The organism is Schleiferilactobacillus harbinensis, assembly GCF_008694105.1.
Classification (GTDB): Bacteria; Bacillota; Bacilli; order Lactobacillales; family Lactobacillaceae; genus Schleiferilactobacillus; species Schleiferilactobacillus harbinensis.
Map to the genome: position 1 here is coordinate 2,585,542 of NZ_CP041364.1, position 26,538 is coordinate 2,612,079.

Below are 26,538 nucleotides of genomic sequence, written 5' to 3' on the forward strand. Positions count from 1 at the left end.
TATGATTTGTTTGCTGTATAATTCTACTCGCAAACAGTTAGATATATGACTAACAATTGGAGGGATGATCATGGTGATGATCACAGTAGACCATCTGCAACGGGATTTTAGGCAGCAGCCCCATGGTTGGCACCGCCGGCCAACCGTTGTACACGCGGTGCGCGATTTGAGCTTTCAAGTACAGACCGGCGAAATTTTCGGCTTGTTGGGCCAAAACGGTGCGGGCAAAACGACTACGATCAAGACTTTAACGACATTACTGCTGCCCACCGCTGGCCGGGCGACAGTCGCCGGGTTGGACGTGGCCCAGGATTTTAAGGCCATTCGCCGGCAGATTAACTTTATTTTCGGAGGCGAGCTGGGCTTGTATCGCCGCCTTTCTGCCCGGGATAATCTGATTTACTTTGGCAGTCTCTACAAGTTACCCCCGGCTGCTCTGGCGCAACGGGCCGATGCCCTGTTGGCCCAAGTCGGGTTAAGTGCCGAAGCCGATCATCTGGTGGAGACTTTCTCCAAGGGGATGACTCAGAAGCTGCAAATCGCCCGCGGCCTGGTCAACACTCCGAAAGTGCTGTTTATGGACGAGCCGACGATTGGCTTGGATGCCATTTCTGTCCAAAATCTGCACCAGATCATCTTGCAGGCGAAAAAGAACGGCACCACGATCGTCCTGACGACCCATTATCTGCACGAAGCCGAATTGTTATGCGATCATCTCATTGTGATCGATCATGGGCAGAAAGTGGCCAGCGGGACGGTGGCCGACGTGATTGCCCAGGGGCAGGAAATGGCCCCTAAGGCGCATATTGCGTCGCTGGAGGATGCGTACATTACGCTGATTGAAGGGAGTGCCAGCCATGCTTAACGTCTTGTGGGGGACCATCAAAATCCAGATGAAAAATTCGTGGGCGCGGCCGATGTTTCGGTTCACGCTGCTGGCCAGCCCGATGTTGAATACGGTGCTGATTTACGAAATGTTCCGCCATTCCGGGCAAAGCGACGCGGCCAGCTACATTATTCTCGGTTCCGGCCTCATGGGCTTGTGGAGCAGCATCTGCTTTTCGTCCATCGGAGATATTGCCCGGGATCGCTACATGGGGGTGCTGCCGTTTCTCTTTACCAGTCCCAGCAATTACAATGTGCTGATTGTAGCGAAGACGATTGGCAATACGCTGTTGGCGAGTCTGACACTGGTGGTGTCCTGGCTGACGGCGGGGCTGTTGTTTCGGCTGACGCTTGTGATTCCCCATCCCATCGTGTTTGGCGGTGCTTTGCTGGTGACGATCATTGGGTTTGTGGCGATTTCCATTCCAATCAGTTATTTGATGCTGCTGTCGCGTAAAACGGGGTTGTACATGAACGTCTTGGACATCCCGGTCACGCTGCTGTGCGGTTTTGTCTTTCCGCTGAGTGTGCTGCCCCGTTGGACCCAGCCGCTCAGTCAAGCGCTGGTACCCACCTGGTCGACGCAGCTATTGCATCTGGCCTTGCAGCCGACGATTGACTGGAGCGCATTGCGCACCGTCTTAGCTTGGAACGGCAGCCTGATTCTGCTTTACGTTGGTTTGACCGTCGTGTTTTGGCACGCGATTCAATTGCGGGTCCGGCGGAATGCCACCTTGGAGGTGAGCGAATGATGCGGACACTACGGTATTTCTGGACTCAGGCCTGGTTGAACTTCAAGAGCCTGAACGCCATTTTCAATCCTGAGGAATTTATCCTCCTTGATCTGGGCTACCCGATTATCTCGATGACTTTCTACGTGCTGCTGGCCGCCTACAGTTTCAACCCGGCGTCGCTGACCCACTGGGTGGTGGGCAATGCCTTTCTGCTGTGTATTAACGTCTGCATTTTTACGATGGGCCAGTCGATCAACGCCGAACGCGCCCAAGGCCGGCTGCGGACGGTGGTGACCGCGCCCACGAGTGACTTGCAATTTCTGTTGGCGAAAGGATTCTTCCCCATTTTGCTGGAATTTGTGACGGTCCTCGTCGGTTTCGTCATCGGCGGCTGGATTTTTCATATCGATCTCAGTCAAATTGCGTGGGTGCCGCTGATCGGCTGTATTCTGGCCGGGATGGCGAGTGCCACAGCATTTGGTCTGTTTCTGGCGACGTTCAGCTTGGTAACAGATAGCATGCATTTTGTGCTGAACTTTGTAGCGACAGGGCTGTTCATTCTCACGGGTGCTAATTTTCCAGTGACGCAACTGCCGCTTTTCTGGCGCGGTATGAGCCAGGTATTGCCGCTGACGCACAGCATTCAAGCGGCCAGTCAGGTGACTGCCGGCAAAATGACTGGTGTGCTGGGCAACGTCTTATGGGAATTAGGACTGACCGTGGTGTATTTTGCGCTCGCCACGGTGGCGATTCAGTTTTGCGAACGGTATGCACGCAAGCATGCGACGTTGGAGATGTTTTGACAAAGCAGAGAAAGGCATCACCATATTTCTAAATTGGATGTGATTGGCTCAGCAATTTATTTTTTCTGGCACCGAAAAATGTATCGTGTTTTTTAGCTTCCAGCATTCAAATTCTTGGTATATTTCAATAAAGGTTAGGCTCTTGTGCATTCTTTTTGAAAAAGTTGATTGGTTTCAAATGCCAAAGTACTTTTGTAGGGAAGCAAACCGCTACGAATCAGTGATACTATGGTGTCTTTAACCCATAAAACATCAGTGTTATGGGTGGTATCCTAAGTGATCATCCGGAGGTGTCCAAATGCAAGAAAAAAATGATATCCGTTTTTCTATCTCAAATAAAGAACAGTTTTCCTTTCGTTCAGCACTTTTACTCATCCATGACAAATCAATTTTGTTGGAACGGGACCAAGGGAATGGTGACCTTGAAGTTTATGTCCCGGGCGGCGCTGTCCAATTCAGCGAAACGGCCGAACAGGCTATTTCACGCGAGATGCGTGAGGAACTGGGGGTGAAACTGATCAGTCCAGAGTTTGCTGGCATATTGGAATCATTTTGGTCGCGCGACGCGATCAGTTATCACCAATTAACAATGGTATTCAGACAACAAGTTGATGAAATGCTATTCAGTGATTTAGATCATTTGAATTATCGTGATTTAGATGTCTCGGCCCAAGCAAAAATGGCATGGTATTCATTGGCGGAGGCTGCTCAAGTAATGCAACCCAAGGGACTGCTGAATTTTGCATCGTTTGGTTCGCCGCTTCGCCACGAGATAGAAATTGATTAGCACGTTTTTATTGAATGGATAGTCTGGTAAGATGATGCATAGCCATTCGCTCGGCTGGTGTTTTCCAACATTTACTATGGTATCCTGTAGCTATTCGCCAGATTGGAGTGAAGGATAGCTATGCGCGTTTACACGATTCAAACGGCGTCAGTCGTGCACCAATTGCGGACTCAACCCATTGTGTATTCTCGTTACCACAAGGCATTATTCCAACAGCGGTATTTTGAAATGTTCAAACAGCCTTACCAATATATTTATGATAAGTATCGCGAACAAAAGAAATACAGCTTTGGGCCGGATGAAGGACTGTTCTGGGCTTACGACCAATTTAAGTTTTTTTCGGATGGTACTATCGGATGGTGCCCATTAAACGATCATCGAACTATCTGCTGACGCTTGATTTACCAGAGGACTTGAGCCTGGCATTTAACAGTACTGCTTGGAATATGTGCGTGAGCCGGTTTAATTTACTCTATAGTAACGAGGACAAACTGATGGAATATGATTGGGACTTAATGTTTGATCCAGAAGCACCGACGATCATGGCGGCTGATTATCGGCGTCGTTATCCAGAGAAAACAACGATGAGTGATGAACAAATCGTTGGCACCACTCGCGAGGTTGTTTTCCCATATAGCCAGGCTGATTGGATTCAAGGGGCAAAGCATTTTTGCGGTAAAGCGAACCGCATCAATTAGGTTTTCGGCTAAGATATTACGTACTTTTTGAGAAATTGAAAGACCCCGCTAGAGGCTTCTACCATGCCTATTAGCGGGGTTTTCAGCGGCGACAAAAATTGATGTGTCCCGCATTTTAGGGCTAGCATCAAGTCATTGAAAAATTAGTGATCCACGGTATGGATACGGAGGGATGACAGTGAAAATCGTGCTGCTTGACGGCTTAGCACTGAATCAAGACTTGGACTGGACAGCGCTTAAAAAGTTGGGGCACTGTACCCGCTATGATCGGACATCAGTTACTGATGATGCAGAAATCCTGCGGCGAATTGGTGATGCACCGGTAGTTTTAACCCACAAAACGCCGCTATCAGCGGATGTTATCCAACACGCAGCGCAACTTAAATACATCGGCATCATGGGGACCGGCTACGATATGGTAGCCGTGGTGGCGGCCCAGGCGGCGGGCATCACCGTCACTAACATTCCCACATACGGAACAGAAGCAGTGGCTCAATTCACGATTGCATTATTGTTAGAAATCACCAGCCAAGTTGGTCTGCACAATGATCTGGTCCATGCTGGCCGCTGGGCCCAGGGGCCGGACTTTACATTTTGGGCCAAACCGCTGATTGAGCTGCGCGGTAAAGTGATAGGCTTGGTGGGATACGGCCATATCGCCCAGCGGGTGGCAGCGCTGGCCCATGCGTTTGGTATGCCGGTTATTTTTTATGATCATCGACCGAAAGATCACCTGCCGAACTGGATTCAGCAGGTCAGTTTTTCCGAACTCCTGCATCGAGCAGATGTGATCAGCCTGCATGTCTTGCAAAAGCCGGAAACGATTGGTCTGATCAATGCCGCGGCCATTCAGCAGATGAAGGATGGCGTTATCTTATTGAATACGGCCAGAGGCAAGCTGATTAACGACGCGAATGTCGCCGCTGCACTGAATCGCGGCAAAATCGGTGCGGCGGGGTTGGATGTCGTCAGCCGGGAACCAATTCGGGCTGACAATCCGCTGCTCGCTGCTAAGAATTGCTTCCTCACACCGCATATTGCGTGGGCGCCGCAAGAAACGCGGCAGCGGCTGTTGGATATCACCGTCAGCAATCTCACCGCGTTTTTGGCAGGACGCAGGCAGAATGTGGTTGCCGGATAGTGGCCCAGCACCCGTCAGGTCGTTTTTCTTTATAGTCGTCTATGCCGCGAAGTAAGGATATTACGTACCTTTTGGAAAAGATAAAAAACCAGATAGACGCTGTTGCGGCAACGTCTATCCGGGTTTTAAGTCGGCCAATTGGCAAAAAAATAAAATTTCTCACGTAACCCAGGTTATGGCATGTTCAGAGGTAAAGAAAATCGCTAAGTACCATTGACGACAAGGAATCTGGCAATTTTTCTGAGGAAAGTGTCAAAACTTGATATTCTGCGTCAATGTACAATAAAAAATAATTGACAGTGTCTGGCGCAACTTATATTATGAAGCCAGCTTCAGGTGAAGTAAGCTTCATATCAAGGAGGGTGACAAAATGCGCACTCGCATTAAGGAATACCGGTTGCGCAACAACTTGACCCAGGCACAACTTGCCGATCTGGTCCACGTGACGGACCGGACGATCATTTCAATTGAAAAAGAAAAGTACAATCCCTCTTTAATGCTCGCCTATCGGCTGGCCCAAGTCTTCCACACCACAGTGGAGGACCTATGTCAGTTGGCGGAAAACATGCGATTGGAGGATGAAGAAAATGAAAATCTATAATCCCAAACGATTTTGGTCCGGTATTTTTTTTGCTGTGATGACCACTCTGCTGACTACATTGATGATTCTGGACTGGACTCGGCCAAACGGTCGGCCATTGAATTCGCTAGTGATCATCGTGCTGAGCCTGCTCTTTGCTATCGTTAATATTCGGCTGGGGTTTTCGCCGGATTCAAAAAAGCAGGATGCCATTGAAGCCCAGGATGAGCGCAATCGGATGATCAACGAACGCAGCGGCGCGCAAACGACGCGCATCATGCTGGGCGTGCTGATTACCGTGAGCGTGCTGGGCGGGATCAGCTACATTTTTATCCGAACGGCCGTCATCTTAACAATTTTTGCTCTCGCAACGGCCCTGACGAACCTGTATTTCTACGTCTGGATCGGCACAACGGTGTACTACAATCGCAAGTTATAAGAAAATAGACGCCCCGATCAGGGTTGACCGCCAGTCAATCGGGGCATTAAAAGAAACTTGGCGCAGCTAATGATACAGCTTCTCGCCGCGGCATGGTATTGTACAAGTAATCAGAATGGAGGCCTGTTGAGATGAAAGTAGTCATTATTGGCGGCGTCGCTGGCGGTATGTCCGCAGCTACTCGCTTGCGCCGGTTGGACGAAACCGCAGAAATCGTGGTATTGGAGAAGGGCCCTTATGTGTCCTTTGCCAATTGCGGGCTGCCTTATTATATTTCCGGGGAAATAACCGATCGGGATGATCTCATCGTTGAATCACCCCAAGCATTGCGGGATCGGTTCAACCTCATCGTGCGATCGAATCATACGGTCACCGCCATTGATCCGCACCGCCAAATCGTGACCGGCACCACGGCTGACCAGCCTTTCTCGGAAAGCTACGATAAACTGATTTTAGCCCCCGGCGCCAGTCCCGTCGTGCCGCCAATTCCAGGATTGAAAGAAGCCAAGAACGCCTTTGTGCTGCGCAATATCCCCGATTTGGACGACATCATGACTGACCTGCGCAACAATCAGCCGCGCCGCGCCCTCGTGGTCGGCGGCGGCTTCATCGGATTAGAAGTGGCCGAGAATCTGCGCAACCGCGGCTTGGCAGTGACGATCGTTGAGCAGGCGCCCCATCTTTTACCGCCGTTGGATGAAGAAATGGCCGCCTTCGTGCAGCGGGAGCTGACGGATCATGGTGTCCAAGTGATTACCGGGCAGGCCGTCACGGCGTTTACGGCCGGTGGCCAGCAGGCCCAACTGGCTGATGGCCGAACGCTGACCACTGATCTGACAATTCTTTCCGTCGGTGTTCGACCGAATACTGAGGTGGCCCAGCAAGCCGGCATTAAAACGGGCTTCAAGGGCGGGATCATCGTGGATGACCAGTATCAAACCAGCCAACCCAATATCTATGCCGTCGGCGACGCGATTCTCGTCACCCAGCAAATCACTGGCCAGCCAGCGCTGATCTCGTTGGCGTCGCCCGCGAATCGGGAAGGCCGGCAAGTGGCCGACGTGATTGCCGGACTGCCCCAAAGAAATCGCGGCAGCATCGGTACTGCCATCGTCCGGGTCTTCAATACGACCGCGGCAATGACCGGCCTCAGCGAACGTGCCGCTCAACAGGCCCAGCTGCCCACGCAAGTGGTGCACGTCCTCGGGAAAAACCATGCGGGGTATTTTCCCAACGCTACCGACTTGAACCTCAAGTTAGTGTTCAATCCGAAAACCGGTGAGCTATACGGTGCCCAAGCGGTCGGTCCTGACGGTGCGGATAAACGGATCGACGTCCTGGCTACGGCTATCAAGGGCTGCCTCACCGTCAGCGATCTGCCGGAATTGGAATTAACCTACGCGCCGCCATTCGGTTCGGCCAAAGATCCAGTGAACATGCTTGGTTATGCGGCAGAAAACCTTATGGCTGGACTAAGTGAGCACATTCAGTGGTATCAGCTGGCGGATGTGTTGGCTCAGGGAGCGATACTGCTGGATGTGCGTGATCCCGATGAAGTCGCCGAAGGTCATTTTCCCAAGGCCCTGAACATTCCTTTGAATGATCTGCGGGCGCGGCTTGGCGAGCTCGATCCGAGTCAGGCCTACATTGTGAGCTGCCGCAGCGGTCAGCGGGCGTATATTGCAGAACGGATCCTACGGCAGAATGGGTTTATGCATGTGCGCAATCTGGATGGGGCGTATCAGTTGTATCAAGCGGTGCGGCCTGAGAATCTTGTTTATCGGCAATAACCGATTTGGCGCTGTCCTTGAAAAGAGCAGCGCCTTTTTCATGCCATCAGACAGATTCTGATTGAAAATCGTGTGTAAAATTATTCGGAACAAGATAAATAGCGACACTAATTTGTACGTCTAATATTTCACATGCTTACAATTGTTGATACATATGAATAATAGTCGGGATAATTAATGATTAAATAACATTGCTTTGGGGCTTGACGTAAAGCGCTTACAATAGTACGCTACAGATGCTTAAGCGCTTAAGTGAAAATATGAGCAATGGGGAATGAAAATGCATCAAACAACGCTCAATGATATTGCCCTAAAAGCTGGGGTTTCCGCAGCAACAGTGTCATATGCGTTGAATGGGCATGCAGGAGTGAGCAGTCAGACCCGGCAAAGAATTCAACGCCTCGCGGAAGAAATGCATTATGTACCGCATCTGTCCGCTCAGATTTTAGCGAAACGGACTACGCCGATTATTTGTGGGTTAGTCGATTCATTCACCGGGATTTTCAATAACGAACTATTGGATGCGGTGCAGGATGAATTTCAAGCCACCGGATACTCACTGTTGGCGGTCAATCGGATCGTCCCGGAACTGATTGGCTCCGACTTGTTCCGCGGGCTCATCGTATTTGATTTTAATGTATCACCTGAAGCGCGGAAGCAGATTGATATGATAGGCACGCCTACGATTTATTTGACTCATCCTCATTCAAGTCAGACTTCCTCGGTGGCGATGGACAATGCGGCGGCAATCACGCTGGCCTATAACGAAATTAATCAGTCTGTGCACCGCCGGTTGTGTATTCTTACCGGGCGGAGTTCGTCGCTGAATAACCGGGAACGGTTAGCGACGGCCCAGCGTTTGTACCAACGGGATCATCCAGGGGCGGATGCTGCAGCCATCACGTACGATGGTCAGTTTGAATTCTCTGTCGCCGAACAGCTCAGTTCGACACTGTTGAAGGAATACGACGCATTTCTTTGCTTTAATGATGACATGGCACTGGGGATATATAAAGGTGCTTTTGATCAGCATTTAATCGTTGGTCAAGACATTTCAATTACCGGGTTTGATAACAGTTTATTGGGCCGCACCGCTGTGCCGGGGTTAACCACGATCGGCTTTGACATTCGGCAGTGGGCCCGTCAAATTGTTCAACAGTTCCAAACCTTGGCAGACGCACCGACCATCCCGCCGGCCACGGCGCTCATTGCCCCACAACTGATTGTGCGCGGATCAATTCGGTACGGTGCTGGAGGAGGTGCACGGGGATGAAAAATTTTGGTGGCCGCTGGGTCTTAGTGCTGGTCCTTGTTCTGGGGGTTGGCTGGTGGCTGCTCACCCCGCCCCAAACCGCCGAACAGCAACAACAAGTACAGGCTCTGGCAGCAAAAAAAGGAGCTAAACAGTTTTCTAATCAGCAATTCAAAAAAGGGAAGATTCCTTACAATACCGGAATTACGCTGACTGGAAAGATCGTTCAGACCGACGCTGCTGACCGGCAGAATATCGGTCGTGAAGACCGCATCGTTGTCCTTCAGAAGGGGACCCGCTACCAAGTGCTCATCGCCTGTGACGTCCATCTGCAGCTGGGGGAAATGGTCACCGTATATGGGACCTTCATGGGTTTGACCCGGGCGGATTGGATTGAGAAAGGATAGTTCGGAAATGATTGAACACACATTGGCCGTGACCGGGATGCATAATGCTTTGGCGGAGACGATCCGCCAGCAGGCGGCCCAGCAGCACGCCACCCCGTGGCCGACCTTGAGTTTATCGGATTTTATCGCGTTTAATCGAACCGGTGATCGAGCGGCCTACGAAAAGAATTACTTTGACCGCCGGAAACGGTTGGCTATCACAGGAGCGGCGTGGTTATTGGATCCGGGCACTGAGAACTTAACCGATTTAGCAACTGCCCTCTGGCAGATTTGTCAGGAACCGACCTGGGCTCTGCCGGCTCATCTGTTTAAAAGTAATAATCAGGGCATTAAGGACGCTGGCGCGTTGGCGCCGTTCCTAGACTTATTTTCTACCGAAACCGGGCAGACAGTTGCTTACTTGCTCGCCGCAGCCCAGGATCAGCTGCCCCCGGAACTGGTCGATTTTGTCCAGTACGAACTGCATCGGCGAATCTTTACCCCGTTCATGATGAATGATTGGCACTGGCTCTATCTGCACAACAATTGGGCAGCGGTTTGCGCTGGCTCCGTGGGCATGGCGGCCTTGAGCTTCTATGCCCCCGAAGACAGTCAGCTGCGGCGTATCTTGGCCAAGGTCGATATCGGGTTGCAGAATTTTCTCGTCGGCTTTGGGCCGGATGGCGCGACTGAGGAAGGCGTGGACTACTGGGCCTATGGCTTTGGTTACTATCTGTACTTTGCCGACCAACTGGCCCGGCAAACTGGGGATCAGCGGTATCTCACCGATCCGCGAGTAGCGGCCATTGCCCGCTTCCCATACAACATCACGTTATTTCCCGGGCAATATGTCAAGTTCGGCGATACCCCGCTGCGCTCCGCAAATATTCCCAGCGGGCTGATGAGTTATTGCGTCCAGCGGTTGCAAGCGCCCTTGGTCACGCCGCTGCATTATACCGGGGTGGACAAAAACGGCCGCTTCGCCGTACTGCTGCATAATCTGGCCTGGACGGACGAAAGCTTGCCCGTCCAGCCGCTGCCAGCAGAGACCGTCTTGCCGGATGTGGCGTGGCACCTCACCCGGCGATCCGGTTGGGCCGTTGCAATTAAAGCGGGGAGCAACAACGTGTCGCATAACCACAATGATGTGGGCAGTTGGGAGCTGATCACGCCCACTGAAGCGGTGGTCACCGAGTTGGGTTCCGGTGAGTACACGCGGGATTATTTCGTTGAACCCGCCCGGTACCACATTCTTGAACCCCGCAGTTTGGGCCACAGCGTGCCCCTGGTTAATGGTCAGGAACAAATTGCCGGACCAAGCACGGCTGGGACATTGACTGTGCCCGCCGCCGGCCGCAGTGTGATCGACTTCGCGGCGGCCTATCCGGTCGAGGCTCAACTGACTCGGTTGACCCGGACCGTGACGGCTGACGATACGCAAATTACGCTGATCGATACCGCCGATTTCAAGGGTCCGAGCAATACATTGACTGAAGTATTGATTCTGCCCCGTAAACCCGTTGCGGTGCCCGGCCAGCCCAATGTCCTGCAACTCGGGGCACATTGGCAATTAATTGACACTTTAGGAGGTGATTGCACCGTCGAAGAACTCACATCACATGATCATGCCGGTCAACCGTACCAGATTTTTCGGTTGCGGCTTCAGTATCACTTCGGGGATTCGGGAAAAGTTACGCTCCGGTTACGCTCAACGCTCTAGACGCAGATATTCAGGTAACGTCAAAACCGCCATGGAAAAGTGAAGTTCAAAGTCAAAACCGTGGTTCAGGAGGTGGGCGGCAGAGATCAGTTTAATCAAAGAATGATTTTCCTTATTCAAACGATATTGATGCACTGATATCGGCGCTAGAATGTTTCTAACGCACACAAATAGAGCGCCTGAGATTTTCTTCGTCAGGTGATCAAGCAGCGACAGGCAGCTGTTCCTGAGCGAGTGCGATTAGTGCAAGCCACTTATCAAACATCCGCTCGTGGGCCAGCACTGCATCGATTGGCACAGGGACGTGATAGTTCAGCGCCTCGTGCGGCCGCAAGAAGTTGTAACACGCTGAGAACAGTGTTGTGTAGCTGGCTGAGCCTTTGGCTGAGCCGAAGCCGGTCGTTGAGCGGTAGTGGCCCTTATATTCGCGATTCAGACGTTCAATGATCTGTTTCAAGTAGCGAAACTCGGTAGAGACTTCGTCTTTGTTCTTCAGACCGATGACTTGTTTGATGTCGAAGTTGATGCCATGTTTGGCAAAGTAAATTCGGGCTACCTGATAGATGGGGTTCGCATCGACGATGAAGCGCAGCTTCTCGGGGATCACATCAAACTTCTGCAGTACCTGGTTGATCGCGATGGCCGCTGATTCGCTAGTGCGATGCGGTGTGACGTAATCGGCCAGAATCAGCTTGTTCAGGGCATCGTAGAAGTAAAAGATGTAGTTCCACTTGCCCTTCACGCGGATGTAGGTTTCGTCGCCAACCAGTTCCTCAGACAGCTTGTACGGATAGTTCGCCCAGAAAGGACGAACGACGGCGGCCACCGCTTCTTCATAGTTATGAATCGTCTGGTGCGAGATCTTGATACCGTGCACGTCGTACATCAGGGCCGCGGTCTTCCTGGCCGACATGCCGTAATTGATGTGGTAGGTCAAGACCAGACCCAATACTTGCGGTGTGGCGCGGATCCGGCCCAGGTCAACAGTTGTTTGAATTGGCGAGTCGGCGTCGACACTCTTCAGCTCAAAACGAAAATCCCGGTACGTATAGCGGACTTTAAACCGGGTTGGTTCGGCACTGAACGCGGCCAGTTGTTTGGGTGATAACTGAGCTACCTTGCCTTGGCGATACGAGCAATTGTCGTTTGGGCAGACCCAAACATCGAAGTTCACGCGCTTGTTATGCAGGTACAGTGCGTGTGTGCAATACGGACAGCGCAGTGATACGTCCTTCTTGTAGTCGCCGTCGCGTCGTTGAAACTTGAAGTGACAGACCTTGCACTCTAACTGACCGCCTTTGCCGTTGTTGGCGTAAAGGTAGTCGCTCGGTGCGTCGCACCGCGCACACCGAAGTGCTTGAAAATCAATCGGTTTGCGTCGACGCACAGCCTTGATGGGTTTGCCGGTATCCGTCAGGTGTTGGGCTAAAAGCTCTTGATAGTCCAGTTTCTCGGGCTGAATGTCTGCGGCCAGCAGGGGCACTGCTTCGTCTACTTCAAACTGGTTGAACCGTTTGTAGATTGGCTTGTCTGGCTGGGGCATGCGCGAGTTACTGATGAACTGGAACAGCCATAACGCCAACAAAATAATTAAACGGCGTTGGTACTTGATTATCTCAATTAAATACTGTATCAATAGTGTATGCACTCGGATTCCTCTTTTCGGAATTTCTTAGTTGTAGTTGTGTACACCTAGGATACCAGAACAAGAGAAAAATCCGGGTGTTTTTCTTTTGCCTGAAGGCAAGAAAAGCACCCGGAAAGCAGAAAGAAAGGTACGTCTTTTGACAGTACCGATATTCACGAGGAGGAAATTATCATGCAATCATGGCTTAAGAAATCAGGCATTATTATCTCGCTCGCAGCAGCAGCACTGTTGATTCTGAGCGGTTGCGGCAGCGGCTCATCGAATTCTGGGAGTGCCTCGTCCGGCAGCAAGAAGAACGACAAAGTGACGCTGACGGTCAGCACCTGGAACTACGATACCACCCCTGAGTTTGCCGCATTGTTCCGGGCTTATGAAAAGGAACATCCCAATGTCACGATCAAGAACGTCGACATTGCGGCTGACCAGTATGACAACAAGTTGACTACCATGTTGGCCGGCGGCGACACGACAGACATTCTCACGATGAAGAACTTACTTTCATACTCCGGTTATGCGTATCGCAATCAGTTGCTGGACATCACCAGCGACGTTAAGAAACTGAACACAAAGGATTATCAAGGGACTATCGCGACGTTAAAGACGACCGATGACAAGTACTATGCCATCCCGTACCGGAATGACTTCTGGGTTCTTTACTACAATACTGAATTAGTGAAGAAGGCCGGCGTGACGATTCCGGACAACATGACGTGGGACCAGTACGAAGAGCTGGCCAAGAAGTTAACCAGCGGTTCTGGTTCCGACAAGGTTTACGGCACTTACCAGCACACGTGGCGGTCGACCATTCAAGCTGTTGCTGGGGCTCAAACTGGACACAACCTGCTCAAACCCAACTATGAATTCATGAAGCCGTACTATGACCGGGCATTGGCGATGCAAAAGGCTGGTTATCAAATGAATTACGGGACTGCGAAGTCAACGCAAACGACGTACACTGCGCAATTCCAGACTGGTAAGACGGCGATGATGATCATGGGTACCTGGGCCATGTCCGGCAATATTCAGGCGGCCGATAAGGGCACAACGAATGTGAAGTGGGCCATCGCACCGGTACCGCAGCTGAAGAGCGGCGATTCTACTACTTTTGGTTCACCGACTGCCTTTGCCATCAATAAGAATTCGAAGAACGCTGCGGCCGCCAGGGACTTCGTCAAGTGGGCCACTGGTGAAAAGGGTGCCGCTGTTGTCGCTAAGATTGGGATCGTACCGGCTTATCGGACAGATGCGATCAATAAGATCTACTTTGCAACGAAAGGCATGCCCACTGATGCTACATCTAAAGTAGCCTTCGAACCGAAGAAGATCGGCATCGAAATGCCTCAAGCAAAGAATTCTACTCAAATTGATAAGATTCTCCAAGAAGAACATGACTTGATCATGATTGGCGATAAGACTGTCAGCCAGGGCATTAAGGAAATGGAATCGCGGGTTAAAGCCCTGCAATAATCCAGCTCGGTATGACGCATGAAAACGCGGTGGGTGCCCGGCACGCACCGCGTTTTGTGAAAGGAGGGGCTGGATTCTTTCCAGCAACGATTATGCAAGCAACGAAACCTATTAAAAGCGTGTCTGCCCGCCAGCGGAGGCGTAAGAACCTGTTCACCGCTTGGACGTTCATCGGACCAAACTTTATCGGCTTCTTCATCTTCACGATGATTCCGGTAGTCTTCTCCTTCGTCTTGGCCTTTATGAATTGGGATTCCTTCAACGCCCCCACCTGGGCCGGCTTCACTAACTTTACCCGGATGTTCGGGGATGAAACCTTCAAGATTTCTTTCATGAACACCATTTACTACACGATTGGGACAGTTCCGATCACGATGGTTCTGTCGTTATTCTTTGCCATTCTGCTGAATCAGAAAATTCGCGGCATGGCGTTCTTCCGGACGACCATCTTCTTTCCCTATATCACGTCACTGGTCGCCATCGCCGTGGTGTGGAACATGCTGTTTCACCCGACGCTAGGGCCGATCAATCAGTTCTTGCATTTCATCGGTATTACCAATCCTCCCGGTTGGACGTCCACGTCCCAATGGGCGCTGCCGGCTATCATCATTGTCAGCATCTGGCGCAATGTTGGGTACTACATGATTCTTTACTTGGCCGGTTTGCAGGCGATTCCGCCTGAATTGTATGAAGCCGCAGAAATTGATGGGGCCAATAAGTGGCTGCAGTTTTGGAATGTGACGCTGCCTGGCTTGCGGCCGACAACGTTCTTCATTTCAATCATCGCGACGATCAATAGTTTTAAGGTGTTCGACCTGATTCAGGTGATGACAAATGGTGGCCCAGGCCGGTCCACAAACGTATTGGTCTTTGATATTTACAACGAAGCCTTTGTTAACTTCCGGTTTGGCTATGCGTCGGCGATTGCCTTGGTGTTGTTTGCCATTGTTTTAGGTATCACCATCATCCAATTCCAGTTCCAGAAGAAGAATTAAGAGAGGAGGAAACAAAATGGCTGCAGAACCTGCAAAATTACAACAAAAACAAGACATTCTGGAAACCAAGGGCTATAAACAGCGGACCAACCTCGTCCGCAATATCATCGTGTATGTCCTGCTGGGACTGATTGCAATTCTCATGATGATTCCGTTTGTTTGGATGGTTTCCTCCTCCCTGAAGTTCGATAACCAAGTATTCGAGGTACCGATCCGGTGGCTGCCGACGAACCCGCAATGGGCAAACTACAAGACGATTTGGACTCAGGTGCCGATGGCCACGTTCTTTAAGAACACCGTGATCCTATCGGTGGTGATCACCTTCATCCAGTTGGTGACCAGCAGTTTCGCCGCGTATGGCTTCTCCCGGATGCGTTTCCGGGGACGGGATGCCCTGTTTCTGTTCTATATCGGGACCATTGCCGTACCGTGGCAGGCGTACATGATTCCCCAATTCATCATGATGCGCCAACTGCACTTGACGGATAACTTGCTGTCGCTGATTCTCCTGCAATCGTTCAGCGCCTTCGGGGTCTTCCTGATGCGTCAATATTACGAGGGTATTCCAGAAGAATTGAGTGAATCGGCGCGGATTGATGGGCTGAATGAATACGGGATTTACGCTCGGATCATTCTGCCGTTGACCCGCCCGGCGATCGCTTCCTTGACGATTTTGACCTTCGTCAATACGTGGAACGATTATATGGGACCGTTCATCTACTTGAGTTCCACCCAGAACAAGACGATTCAGTTGGGATTGAAGATGTTCGTTTCCCTGTACGATGCCCAGTATGCGCTGATCATGGCTGCGTCGGTGCTGTCGATTTTACCGGTAGCAGTGGTGTTCTTAACGCAACAGAAATACTTCGTTGAGGGGATCGCGACGTCCGGCTTGAAAGGATAGGTGACCACCATGCACGTGCGCACTCAGTTTGCGGGCAATGCCTTTGTCCGGGTGTTTAACTGGCTATATGCCTTCTTCATTCCCAACCTGTTCTTCCTGCTGGTCAACGTCGGACTGGTCATCACCCTGAAGATCATGCCGCTCACGCTGCAAAATGCCCTGCTGTATCTGCTCGCGCTCTTGCCTCTGGGTCCTGCCCTGTGGGTGCTGGCGCAGTGCGCTGACGACTTTCTTTACCAGCATGAATTACCCCGGTGGTGGCGTCTGTTTGGCACCTACTGGCGGGCAGTGAAGAAAATTGGCGGTATCTGGGCAGCATTCTTAGCCATCGTGTACGTGGCCATTGTGGATGGAGTGGTCCTTGTCCGCTGGCCAGCCGGCAAGTGGCTGCTGCCCTTGATGATCATCGTTGGTCTGGCCGCGGCAATCACGGCGTTTAATTACCTGACCTTTGCCTACCACAATCCAACGGTGCGCTTGGGGGTCTTGCTCCGGGCAGCCGCCGTGCTGACGGGCCGGCGCTGGTTCATTGGGGTATTGAACGTCGCGATGTTCGGCGTATTCTGCCTGTTGCTGGCCGCTAAGCCGGCGATTGGGTTCATGGTGGCCCCCATCATTTTTGCGGAACTGGTCGTGATGAATAATCATCAGGCCTTTCGGTCATTAGGATAGGAGGATTACTGTGCGAGAAGAAAAGAAACAGTATATCGACACGACTCCCGGTTGGGCCGCCACTGCGTGGGAGAAAAGTCTGACTAAGTATCAGCAAATGGTTCCCCGAATCGGTTCAAAAATCCCTTATATTCCGGAAAACGGCCGTTACACCGACAAAGGCGAAGATACCTACTGGTGGACCAACGGCTTTTACGCCGGTCTGTTGTGGGAATTATACGCCCACACCAAAGATCCACAGTTCAAAGCAGCCGCCCGCGTTCAGGCGGATCGGCTAGACGAACCGCTCCACGGGTTTGTCGGCCTGCACCACGACGTCGGCTTCATGTGGCTCCATGCCGGTGTGGCGGACTATCGCTTAACGGAAAACGAGGCGGGTAAAGTCCGGGGACTGATTGCGGCCAATATTCTGGCGGGCCGTTACAATCCCACTGGCCGCTACCTGGTATCGTGGAACGAAAATCGGCCCGGGTGGGTGATCATCGACAGCCTGATGAACATCAACATCTTGTACTGGGCCAGCCAAGTGACGGGCGATCCTCGCTTCACCCAAATGGCGGTGGCCCACGCGGACACGGTGTTGGCCAACCACCTGCGCCCAGACGGTTCGGTGTACCACATTGTGGCCTTTGATCCGGATACCGGCGCGGTGGTGCATCATCCCGAAGGGCAGGGGTATGCCCCAGAGTCTTCCTGGACCCGGGGGCAGGCCTGGGCCATTTACGGCTTTGCGCTGAGTTACTTGCATACCGGTGATTCGCGGTATCTGGCTGCCAGCAAGCGGGTGGCAAACTACTTCTTGGCCAATACCGCGGCGGTGGGGGACGAAGTGGTCGTTGATTTCCGTGCGCCGGCCACGCCGGTGTACACTGATACCAGTGCCGCCGTAATCGCGGCCAATGGTTTGCTGCTGTTGGGTCAAGTCAGTGATGCCGGGGACCAAGCGCTGTATCGGGACGGCGGCGTGCGCCTGCTGAAGCACGTCACGGACAACCACACGGATTTCGATCCGGCTGCCGATGGCATCGTCCAGGGCGCCACGGCTATGTACCACAGTGCAGAGGAGCGGGACGTGAATATGATCTACGCGGATTTCTTCTACATTGAAGCATTGCTGAAATTGCAGAACGATCCGTTCCTAATCTGGTAGACTGATGGTGGCGGCGCTTTCTTATGGAGCGGCCGCCACCATTTTTGGAAGGAGGATGGGAATGATTGCTGATTAGGCCATCAAATGTAACCAACGATAATCAAAGACCATCAGGAGCCTAGACCGTTTTGTATCATATTCCGCCTCTTTTCTGACTGATTCTTGATACAAATTGGTGAGCGCAAAAAAAGACAAACGTATATTCGATTTAGTATCCTTGATACATGAGGAGGTGAATCGAATGCCAATCAAAACCCACAAAATCCGAATTTACCCCAACGCCGAAATGGTCACGGTTATCACTGAACTGATGGACTACAACCGTTTCTGCTGGAACAAAGGGCTAGAGACTTGGGACGGAATGTACGAAGAATCGCTGCTCATGAAGAACAAGAAACTGCGACCCAGTGGGCGTAAAGTGTGCAACGAACTGGTGAAGAGCAAAGCCGACTGGCAGTACCAGATGTCAGCGCGCGTGCTCCAAACCGCAGTCCATCGGTTGCATCAGGCCTGGCAGAACTTTTTCAATCCCAAAATGCCGGACGCCCGCAAACCTAAGTTTCACAGCAAGCGAGATCTCAAGCAGAGTTTTACGACCGACCGGGGGACAGTGAACGGCAAGTTTCTGACTCTGGATCAGCCGCATGAAAGCACTCACCGGTTTACCAAGATCAAGATGGCCGAGACACTGCGTTTTACTGGCGAGATCAAAACCGTGACGATAACCAAGCGCGGCAACAAGTTCTATGCCAGTATCACCGTCTTAGTTGAGAACCTGCCCCGGCCGATCTTTACCAACAGTTGGGACATCGTCGCGGTCGACGTGAACGTGGGCCACTTTAGTTGGAATGGCGGCGAAGTGAACACCTTCACTCCCAGGATGGCAGCCCTGCATCAGCGGATCAAAGTTTACCAAAAGCAGCTGAATCGGAAGCGGCGGGATAATCCTCATCACTTCCGGTCCAAGAATTATCAACGGCTAAAGGCTAAACTGAACCGGACTTATGAGCAGGTCTACGCTTTGCAGGACGACTTGATTCATCAGTTCAGCCACCAAATCATCCGGGATTACGCCGCTCCTTGCTTGGAAGATCTCAACGTCCGTGCCATGATGATGGATAAGAAAAAGGTCAAAAGCCTGCAGCGCAGCCTCTTCCGCCGGTTCCGTACGGCGGTTGAATACAAGGCACTTTGGCACCATCGCCGCCTAGTGATCGCGGACCAGTTCTATCCGTCGACTCAGCGCTGTTCCAACTGCGGCTACATCAAAAAAGAGGACAGCTACGGCGGCAAGATGACGCTCCAAGGCGACAGCATTTATCACCAGCATGACGTGTACCGCTGTTATGAATGCGGGCTGGTCATCAACCGGGATGAAAATGCGGTCCAGAATTTAATCGCATTTGCGGCGGGGCCACCGCCAGAATGGGCAACCATTCAGAGATGATTCTCCAGTCGGTCACTGTCCCAGCTGGCTTGTTCAGCTGGGGGAATATCGGCGTTTTGACGAAATCGATTAAACACTGTCCTCTTGATGGTCTAAATTTGAAGCAACACTATAGACCAGATGTGTATGCATTTGAGGACATTTTAGAAAGCAGCAAACAAGTCATGGCAATTGAAGAAAGTTGGCCGCAGCAGGTCCAGCACTTGATCGCCCAGCGGCGATTAGACCCGGCGGCCGCCATCGAGAACGCCGACCGCGTGATGCAGCGGGAGTTCATTTATGATCATCCCTACGATATGGAGCCGACCAATGTGGTTTACCACATGGACCCCATCACGTGGCAGCAGACGCCCAACGGCGATCCCGAGTGGCTGTATATGTTGAAACGGCAGGAATATCTGCTGGATCTCTTGCTGGCCAGCCAGGCGCAGGATGATCCAAAGTATCTGGCAGACGCCAAGACCCTGATCATCGCCTGGATCGACGCCAATCTGACGCTGCCGAAGACGTGGCGGACAATTGATACTGGCATCCGGCTGATGAATTGGGCACCGGTGGTGGAAGCGTTAATGCAGGCAGAAATGCTCACGGCGGCTGACCAGGCCAAGATTCAAGACGCCGTGACTCAGCAGATGGCCTATCTGCGTGAGCATTTCACCGACCACTATCTGCTATCCAACTGGGGCGTGCTGATCGTTACCGGCCCCCTAGTCTACGGCGTGCTGCACCCGGGGTCTTTGACTGCCGAGGATATGCAGTGGGCGATGCAGGAATTAGAGACCATGTGCGATTTGCAGATCACCGATGACGGCGTTCATTGGGAGCAATCGGCGTTGTACTTCTTGGAGGTTTGGCGGGATCTGTTGGCGGTGCAGATTGCCTTTGACCGCTATCGCCGACCAGTACCGGAGCTGGTGACCCGCAAGTTGCTGGCGATGGACGACTTTGCCGCCCAGTATGTACTGCCGAATCACCAGTTGCTGCAGGTTGGGGATAGTGATGCGGTCCAGATCGACAGCCTGATCCAGACAGCCAACATGTGTCTGCATCGCACCACGCCGCTCACGCCCCATATGGCGCCGACGCTGGACTATCTCTTAGTCAGCATCGGCCACCTGAGTCATTTCCATCTCACTGATTTCAACTATTACCCGATCCACAAGGTCGTGGATAGTCCAGCCAGCGGGAATTACTTCGGCCGCTCCTCGTGGGAAAGCGACGCGGATTACTGGCATGTGATCAACGGCAATATCGGCAGCGGCCACGGTCACGCCAACCTCGGCCACTTCGATCTGGTGTTGGGCGGGCAGTCCGTCGTGGTTGATCCCGGCCGCTACACTTACGTGGACAGTCCGGAGCGGCGGGCGCTGAAGGATGCCGCCGCGCACAACACGGTCCTGCTTAATGGCGAAAACTACGATCCGCCGACAGACAGCTGGTCGTTCCAATCTTTGGCTGAACCTCAGGCCGGCATGGTCTTCCATGGGCCGGGTTTGAGCGTCGTGACCAGTGTTTACCGCGTCGCGCCTGCTGGCGGGACTCCGGGTACCATCACCCGCCAGTTTATCTGGCTGACGGAAGAACATACCTGGATCGCCCTGGATAGTGCGGTGGCGGCGGGGGAAAACCAGATGACGATTCCGCTGAACTTTGCGCCAGAGTTGACTGTGACGGCTCAGGGGGCTGGACATTGGCAGGCTGGGTCAACCACCATCATCAGTCATGCCGCCAGCGGTACCGTCAGCGACGAATTATATTCGCCCAAGTATAACCAGTTGAGCAAGTTACAGCGGCTGACGCTGACCCAGGATTTCACAGACCGTGGCTTCAACGATCTGGTCATCGCGCCGACGGGTATCTGGCAGGACGTCTCGCTGCTGACGTCGCGTCAGGCTGGCAATACGTCCGCCCAAGTGATTGATCCGCGTTATTGTTACGGCGTGCGGCTGACCACCCCGCGGGGCGACAAGCTCTACGTGGTATGGCAGAAAGAAAACACCACGGTCGGTAATCTATTGTACTTCGTGGATGATATTCCAGTGTTTGGTAATTTGACCGTGATTCGTCAGGATCATACCGGGCAGATCAGTCGCCAGATCGTGCGTCTATAATTGGAATTAGAAAATGCGTGCCCCGTGATTGGGAAGCACGCATTTTTTGGGTATTCAGTGTTTGATATCTCGCCAGCGAGTTTTTATCTACGCCATTTCGGCCAATTTGGCGTAGATAAGCCGCTCAGTGGCGTTGATTGCGTACAATCTTACATTTCTGTAAGGTGATTTATTCTGACCGTTGAGGGTCTAAAATAAGGGCATACCAGGAAGGGAGTTTTACCAAGTGAAATTGAGTAAACATGTTCTTCTTGCCGCCACTTTGCTGAGTTCGGTTGCCTTAGCGGCGGCACCGCTGGCTGCTACCAGTCAAGCAGCGACCAGTGCCGTGACGACGGCCCCAAAGACGCAGAGTGAGGCCCTGCCGAATCCGACGGCAGTGTACGTCAAACAGGCCAGCGCCCCGGTTTATTCGGATGCCCAGTTAACCAAGAAGACCGGTCGCACACTGTCCTTTGGCAGTGGCTGGCGGGCTTTTACTAAGATAACCACGGCTAGCGGTGATTTGTCTTACAACGTCGGCGGCAATCAATACGTCGCCGCAGCCGATGTGACGACCGATCCCAATAGTGTGTCTACCGTTCAGAAGCAAAACGGCGTGGTTTATGTGGCGAATAAAGCGGGTGCGGATACATATTCTTGGAAGACCGGCAAAGTGAATGGTCATCTGGCCTATGGTACGGGCTGGCGCTACGGCACCGTCACCACCAATGGCACAACCCGAGTGACTGGTTACTTTGTCAGCAGCGATCAGATTTTGCAGGTTGAGGATGTGACTGGGGCAAAGCCCGGCAGCACCAGTACGACAACTGATCCCAGCAAACTGGGCCGCGGCGTCTTCACGGTGAGGTACGCTGCGCATCCGAGTTGGAGCATTGCGAAATACACCCTGAGTAATGGGACACTGAAGTACGCTGGTTCCCTGCCGGCTGGTTCCCGTTGGTTAGCGTACGGCACGATGCAGATTGGCGGTCAATATTACTTTGATTTAGGCGGCCAATTCGTTCCGGTCACCTATGGCACGTTTGCACCAGCGAAGTAAGCTGCTTGTTTGCCTAACCCGGAAAATAGAAATGAGGCTGTTCCCCATCACGGGCTCAGCCTCATTTTTATCTGCGCCAAATACACTGATCTGGCGTAGATAATATGTTGATTACAGTAACCGTGCGTGCCACGCATCCCGCTGCTGATACCACGTCGCCAACCGCGGATCATCCACCGGCGTCACGTTATACATCCACGTGGTCGCCAACTGCTGCGCGGGCGCGACGTAAATGTCCGCCTGAAAGCCCAGCACTCGGCCGCCGTGCCAGGACCATCCGGCGCGCCGCAGCCAGGCAAAGCCGTAGAAATCCTTATACAACGTCATCGCTTCCTGCCACACGGCAGGGCCGAGGAAGCGGTGCTGCAAAATAGCTTGGGCCCAGCGAGTGAGGTCGGTGATCGACGTGACGATCCCACCGTCGCCGGCCGTATGGTGACCGCGGCCAATGGTAATCAAGCGGTTGTCGGCCGTGCGCAGATAACTGTCGGCCTGGGCGTATTGGGTGCCTAATTTAGTCTGCGTCATGCCTAGGGGGGCAAAGAGGCGTTGGGCAAAAATCGCGTTTAACGGTGCACCCAGGATCCGTTCCACCACCGTCCCCAGCAGCAAGTAGTTGGAATTGGAATAACGGCTCTCACTGCCCGGCGTGTAGGTCAGCGGCAGCGGATTGATCAGGGCCAACGCCTGGGTCAGCGGGATGTTTTCGCCCACCGCCCGGTTCACCTGGGGATCTTCGTCGGGGGTGGCGATGGGCCGGCCCGCAACGACTTGGTCCACCACGGCGTCCACATAATCCGGCACGCCGGCGGCCATGTTCAGCAGCTGGCGCAGCGTGATCTGATCGGCAAAGCGGTATTCCGGCAGGTACTCGGCCAGCTTGTCCGTCAAGTGCAGCCGTTTTTCGGCGGCCAGCATCAGGACGACCGTGGCGAGAAACTGCTTGCTCACCGAGCCGATGCCGCTGGTGGTCTGTAACGTGAAGGGGGTACCCGTCGCATAATCGGCGATGCCGCGGCTGGCCGTATACAGTACGCGGTCCGGCGCGGTCACCGCCAGGGCACCGTTGAATTCAGCGGCGGCATTCATTTTCTCTAACTCTGAAAAATCGAAATCCATGCGTTCACCGGCTTTCTTACTGCGGCAGCTTGTCGTCTGCTACCTTGGTCGTTGCTAACCCGGTCGTGTCGCTGACCCGGGCGGTGAAACTGACGGTGTCGCCCGGTTGAATAAAGCGGGCGAAGGGATCGTTTTTAAGCGGCACACTGTAGACGACTTTTTTATCATTCAGCATCAGGTACAGGGTATCGCCGTCAATGCTGGTGCGGAAGACGGTGCCCTGGACCTTCTCTTTCTTACCGCCGCTGGCGGTGGCGGCCGAACTGTCGCCGAACAGGTCCAGGTACTTGGTCAGCGTCGTGTCGGCGTCGGTACCGGTGGCCACGGTATTCTGGGTGCCGTTACCGGAGGCCAGCAAGTAGACGTAACTGCGGAAGGCGTTGCTGGTATCGAGCATGGAAACGACCCACGTGGGCTTGCCGGCGATCCGGTAAAGCATCGGCATCTTCGGCTTCCAGCCAGTCTGTTTCATCATGTCCTTCGCCAGCTGCTGGGCCCGGTCCGGGGTCATCGCGTCGGCATTTTCCTTATAGTAGTAACTCTTGCCGGTGGCCGCGTCGGTGAAGGCGTAGCCCATGACGGAGGTCTGGGCGGACTTGGCGCTGGTCAGGGACTGCTGATAATAGATCTGACCGTTGTACAGCATCGGCGTGACGTCTTCGTCATCGCCCTCGGTGCCGGCGCCGGTCACGGCCACCATGACACCTTGGCGCGCACCGCCGAAGCCGTTGGCGTTCCACCAGCCGTTGCGTTCCCGGCCCCAGGCCCCGATCTGACCGCTGGCGGTGGTGGGATCCACCGCCACGTCCAGCCATTTCGGCTTATCCTTCAAGTTTTTGTAGAAATGCAGGGCGCCGGTCACGGCGTTCAGCGTGACTACGCCTTTATGCCGGTAATCCTGACGATTCGTGACCCCGTAACGTTGGACCAGGGTGCTGACGTAGTAGGGGTTGCCGCTGTCATCCACTTCCAGCTGGGGCGCGTTGTTCATCAGCACGTAACCGGAATTAGCGGTGGCCGCGTACATCAGCCGCTGGGCATCCCGGCCAAAGTAGGCCGCCGGGGTGTAGCGCATGGGCTTTTTCACAAATTTCGGATCGGCGGACTTATTCGTGGCGTCGGTGATAAAGTAGCCGTCCACCTGCTTATACCGCAAATAGCGCCAGAAACTGCCATCAAAGTCCAGCGGCGCCACATAGACCAGCTTATTCCGATAGACCTGGGCCCGGACATGGTCCACGGAGTAGACGTTGGCGTTGGGGATATTGCTCAAGGAGTTATTGACCTGGGTCAAGACCGTGGCTGGCGTATTGACCACCGGCGCCTGCCGTTTCGTATCGGTTACTTCCGGCAGCGGGGCCTTGGCCGTGGAGGCATACGTCGTTACCGGGGCATTCAGGGCCACCCGCTTGGCGTCCAAAACGTTCATCAGGGAAAAAATCAGCACAGCCAAAACGGCCAGGCCGATGCCCAGACCGATACCGCGATTGAATAATTTGCTCGGTTTAGAATCGCCGATCACCCGGCGAGCGGCCCGGGCCTTTTTATCCCCGGTCACCAGAGTAGCAAATTCCTTAGTGCTGATGGCGCCCAGGAAGAGCGACTGCACGATACACGCAATAACGAAGCTGCCTAAGTTGGCCATGATCGTTGTAGCCAGGCTCGGTTCCGGCAGCAGAAAGTACAGGGTGGCGTAAGCCAGGATCAGCAGGATAAGACTGACCCACGCATCGTGCCCGGCACGGCGCCAGCGCTTCTCCGCGGCCAGCCAGCCTAACCCGACCAGCGTCGCCAGCACGCCCAGCGCACAGAAGCGCAGGGTGATAAGCAAAAAGTCGATCCACATGATAGTTTCCTCCAATAGTATGTCTGACTCGACTATACCGAATCCACCGACCGTTGCCAAGATTTTTTCTAATTCACATAACCGAATATAGATCTGAATAAAAGGCTTGACGCTCATCGTTTGGCGGTCTAAAATGAGCGCATTATTAAAAATAGTAACGAATGGAGTGAAAATCGTGAAACCAATTATTGCGATTACAGCAGATTCCTTAGTCAAGCCATCGCCGGTGATCAACGAAAACATCGCACCGTTTGCACCGCGCCAGCTGGTAGAGGGTATTTTGGCGGCTGGGGGGATTCCCATCGTCTTGCCATTCCCGGAGGATCCTGCCGAGGCGGCGGAGGCCGCTCAGGCCGTGGTCGATACGTTTGACGGCCTGGTCATTCCTGGTGGGCCGGACATTGACCCCACGTTATTCGGTGAAGAGCCCATTCCCCAAATCGGCCGGACCAACTACGAGCGGGACGCATACGAAATCGCCCTGATCAAGGCAGCCGCATTGAAGCATAAGGCCCAACTCGGTATCTGCCGGGGCATCCAGATCATCAATGTCGCGTTTGGCGGCACCTTGTATCAAGATTTGGGTACCCAGGATCCCGATTGCCAGATTCAGCACAGTCAGAAAGCACCGGGCCAATTTCCGACCCACCATGTGACTACTACCCCCGGGTCGCAGATCAACGCCATTATCGGTGCCAAGAGCAAAGTGAACTCCCGCCATCATCAGGCTGTTCGAGCCGTGGCCACGCCGTTTAAAGCGACCGCCACAGCGCCGGACGGCGTCATTGAAGCCATCGAACTGCAAGAAGGCGACGATATCCTGGCCGTCCAATGGCACCCGGAAAACATGTGGCAGCGGGATCCAGCGGCCCTGGCTTTATTCCAGGATCTGGTCGCCCGGGCCGGCAAGAAAGCGTGATTT

24 protein-coding genes are annotated in these 26,538 nt (G+C 53.2%); 21 read left to right on the plus strand and 3 right to left on the minus strand.

Annotated elements, in window-relative coordinates; genetic code table 11:
- The first annotated feature begins 70 nt into the window (after nucleotides 1-70).
- The 12 genes from FMM01_RS12700 to FMM01_RS12755 all read left to right on the plus strand — a co-directional run bounded on the left by FMM01_RS12700 (nucleotide 71) and on the right by FMM01_RS12755 (nucleotide 11,215).
- A complete protein-coding gene (locus FMM01_RS12700) occupies nucleotides 71-865 on the plus strand; it encodes an ABC transporter ATP-binding protein (protein WP_150392768.1) in 795 nt (264 codons plus the stop codon).
- Nucleotides 858-1,637 carry an ABC transporter permease gene (locus FMM01_RS12705; RefSeq protein WP_150392769.1) on the plus strand — a complete coding sequence of 260 codons (780 nt, stop codon included), beginning with the start codon at nucleotides 858-860 and terminating at the stop codon, nucleotides 1,635-1,637. The genes FMM01_RS12700 and FMM01_RS12705 overlap by 8 nt, the downstream gene beginning before the upstream one ends.
- Nucleotides 1,634-2,422 carry an ABC transporter permease gene (locus tag FMM01_RS12710; RefSeq protein ID WP_223849943.1) on the plus strand — a complete coding sequence of 263 codons (789 nt, stop codon included), beginning with the start codon at nucleotides 1,634-1,636 and terminating at the stop codon, nucleotides 2,420-2,422. Before FMM01_RS12705 ends, FMM01_RS12710 begins: the two co-directional genes overlap by 4 nt.
- Before the next feature lie 298 nt (nucleotides 2,423-2,720).
- Entirely contained in the window at nucleotides 2,721-3,209 is a 489-nt protein-coding gene (locus tag FMM01_RS12715; RefSeq protein WP_146993922.1) for an NUDIX domain-containing protein, read from the plus strand.
- A gap of 494 nt (nucleotides 3,210-3,703) precedes the next feature.
- A complete protein-coding gene (locus tag FMM01_RS12720; protein WP_150392770.1) occupies nucleotides 3,704-3,907 on the plus strand; it encodes a hypothetical protein in 204 nt (67 codons plus the stop codon).
- A 178-nt stretch (nucleotides 3,908-4,085) separates the two neighbouring features.
- Nucleotides 4,086-5,048 carry a D-2-hydroxyacid dehydrogenase gene (locus FMM01_RS12725; protein ID WP_150393292.1) on the plus strand — a complete coding sequence of 321 codons (963 nt, stop codon included), beginning with the start codon at nucleotides 4,086-4,088 and terminating at the stop codon, nucleotides 5,046-5,048.
- A 370-nt stretch (nucleotides 5,049-5,418) separates the two neighbouring features.
- Complete coding sequence (locus tag FMM01_RS12730; RefSeq protein ID WP_063516757.1) at nucleotides 5,419-5,649, plus strand: helix-turn-helix transcriptional regulator; 231 nt, start codon at nucleotides 5,419-5,421, stop codon at nucleotides 5,647-5,649.
- On the plus strand, nucleotides 5,636-6,067 hold the full coding sequence (locus FMM01_RS12735) for a hypothetical protein (protein ID WP_146993924.1): 432 nt from the start codon (nucleotides 5,636-5,638) through the stop codon (nucleotides 6,065-6,067). Before FMM01_RS12730 ends, FMM01_RS12735 begins: the two co-directional genes overlap by 14 nt.
- Nucleotides 6,068-6,198: 131 nt before the next feature.
- On the plus strand, nucleotides 6,199-7,857 hold the full coding sequence (locus tag FMM01_RS12740; RefSeq protein WP_146993925.1) for an FAD-dependent oxidoreductase: 1,659 nt from the start codon (nucleotides 6,199-6,201) through the stop codon (nucleotides 7,855-7,857).
- A 280-nt stretch (nucleotides 7,858-8,137) separates the two neighbouring features.
- Nucleotides 8,138-9,130 carry a LacI family DNA-binding transcriptional regulator gene (locus tag FMM01_RS12745; protein ID WP_186810128.1) on the plus strand — a complete coding sequence of 331 codons (993 nt, stop codon included), beginning with the start codon at nucleotides 8,138-8,140 and terminating at the stop codon, nucleotides 9,128-9,130.
- Entirely contained in the window at nucleotides 9,127-9,516 is a 390-nt protein-coding gene (locus FMM01_RS12750; RefSeq protein WP_150392771.1) for a hypothetical protein, read from the plus strand. The genes FMM01_RS12745 and FMM01_RS12750 overlap by 4 nt, the downstream gene beginning before the upstream one ends.
- A 7-nt stretch (nucleotides 9,517-9,523) precedes the next feature.
- A complete protein-coding gene (locus FMM01_RS12755; protein WP_146993928.1) occupies nucleotides 9,524-11,215 on the plus strand; it encodes a heparinase II/III family protein in 1,692 nt (563 codons plus the stop codon).
- 202 nt (nucleotides 11,216-11,417) lie between these two features.
- On the opposite strand, the gene FMM01_RS12760 is transcribed toward FMM01_RS12755, so the two are convergent.
- Nucleotides 11,418-12,863, minus strand: a complete 1,446-nt coding sequence (locus FMM01_RS12760; RefSeq protein WP_150392454.1) for a DDE-type integrase/transposase/recombinase — start codon at nucleotides 12,861-12,863, stop codon at nucleotides 11,418-11,420.
- A gap of 171 nt (nucleotides 12,864-13,034) precedes the next feature.
- Between FMM01_RS12760 and FMM01_RS12765 the strand changes: the two genes are divergently transcribed.
- The 8 genes from FMM01_RS12765 (at nucleotide 13,035) to FMM01_RS12800 (ending at nucleotide 22,651) form a co-directional block, all read left to right on the plus strand.
- Nucleotides 13,035-14,330, plus strand: a complete 1,296-nt coding sequence (locus tag FMM01_RS12765) for an ABC transporter substrate-binding protein (protein ID WP_150392772.1) — start codon at nucleotides 13,035-13,037, stop codon at nucleotides 14,328-14,330.
- 92 nt (nucleotides 14,331-14,422) lie between these two features.
- Nucleotides 14,423-15,325, plus strand: a complete 903-nt coding sequence (locus FMM01_RS12770) for a carbohydrate ABC transporter permease (protein WP_146993930.1) — start codon at nucleotides 14,423-14,425, stop codon at nucleotides 15,323-15,325.
- A gap of 16 nt (nucleotides 15,326-15,341) precedes the next feature.
- On the plus strand, nucleotides 15,342-16,229 hold the full coding sequence (locus FMM01_RS12775; protein WP_146993931.1) for a carbohydrate ABC transporter permease: 888 nt from the start codon (nucleotides 15,342-15,344) through the stop codon (nucleotides 16,227-16,229).
- A gap of 9 nt (nucleotides 16,230-16,238) precedes the next feature.
- A complete protein-coding gene (locus FMM01_RS12780; protein ID WP_150392773.1) occupies nucleotides 16,239-16,901 on the plus strand; it encodes a hypothetical protein in 663 nt (220 codons plus the stop codon).
- Between the two features lie 10 nt (nucleotides 16,902-16,911).
- Nucleotides 16,912-18,051, plus strand: coding sequence for a glycoside hydrolase family 88 protein (locus tag FMM01_RS12785; protein ID WP_223849944.1), 1,140 nt, complete (start codon nucleotides 16,912-16,914; stop codon nucleotides 18,049-18,051).
- A 241-nt stretch (nucleotides 18,052-18,292) separates the two neighbouring features.
- Nucleotides 18,293-19,498, plus strand: coding sequence for an RNA-guided endonuclease InsQ/TnpB family protein (locus tag FMM01_RS12790; RefSeq protein WP_150392774.1), 1,206 nt, complete (start codon nucleotides 18,293-18,295; stop codon nucleotides 19,496-19,498).
- A gap of 164 nt (nucleotides 19,499-19,662) precedes the next feature.
- Entirely contained in the window at nucleotides 19,663-21,609 is a 1,947-nt protein-coding gene (locus FMM01_RS12795) for a heparinase II/III domain-containing protein (RefSeq protein WP_190973368.1), read from the plus strand.
- A 226-nt stretch (nucleotides 21,610-21,835) separates the two neighbouring features.
- Nucleotides 21,836-22,651: a hypothetical protein gene (locus tag FMM01_RS12800; RefSeq protein ID WP_146993935.1), complete on the plus strand. Its 816-nt coding sequence runs from the start codon at nucleotides 21,836-21,838 to the stop codon at nucleotides 22,649-22,651.
- A gap of 111 nt (nucleotides 22,652-22,762) precedes the next feature.
- Here the strand turns inward: FMM01_RS12800 and FMM01_RS12805 are convergent, their stop codons facing one another.
- Nucleotides 22,763-23,770 carry a serine hydrolase domain-containing protein gene (locus FMM01_RS12805; protein WP_150392776.1) on the minus strand — a complete coding sequence of 336 codons (1,008 nt, stop codon included), beginning with the start codon at nucleotides 23,768-23,770 and terminating at the stop codon, nucleotides 22,763-22,765.
- Between the two features lie 16 nt (nucleotides 23,771-23,786).
- Entirely contained in the window at nucleotides 23,787-25,616 is a 1,830-nt protein-coding gene (locus FMM01_RS12810; RefSeq protein ID WP_150392777.1) for a hypothetical protein, read from the minus strand.
- Between the two features lie 175 nt (nucleotides 25,617-25,791).
- On the opposite strand from FMM01_RS12810, the gene FMM01_RS12815 reads away from it, so the two are divergent.
- Nucleotides 25,792-26,535, plus strand: a complete 744-nt coding sequence (locus FMM01_RS12815; RefSeq protein WP_150392778.1) for a gamma-glutamyl-gamma-aminobutyrate hydrolase family protein — start codon at nucleotides 25,792-25,794, stop codon at nucleotides 26,533-26,535.
- The last annotated feature ends 3 nt before the right edge of the window (nucleotides 26,536-26,538 follow it).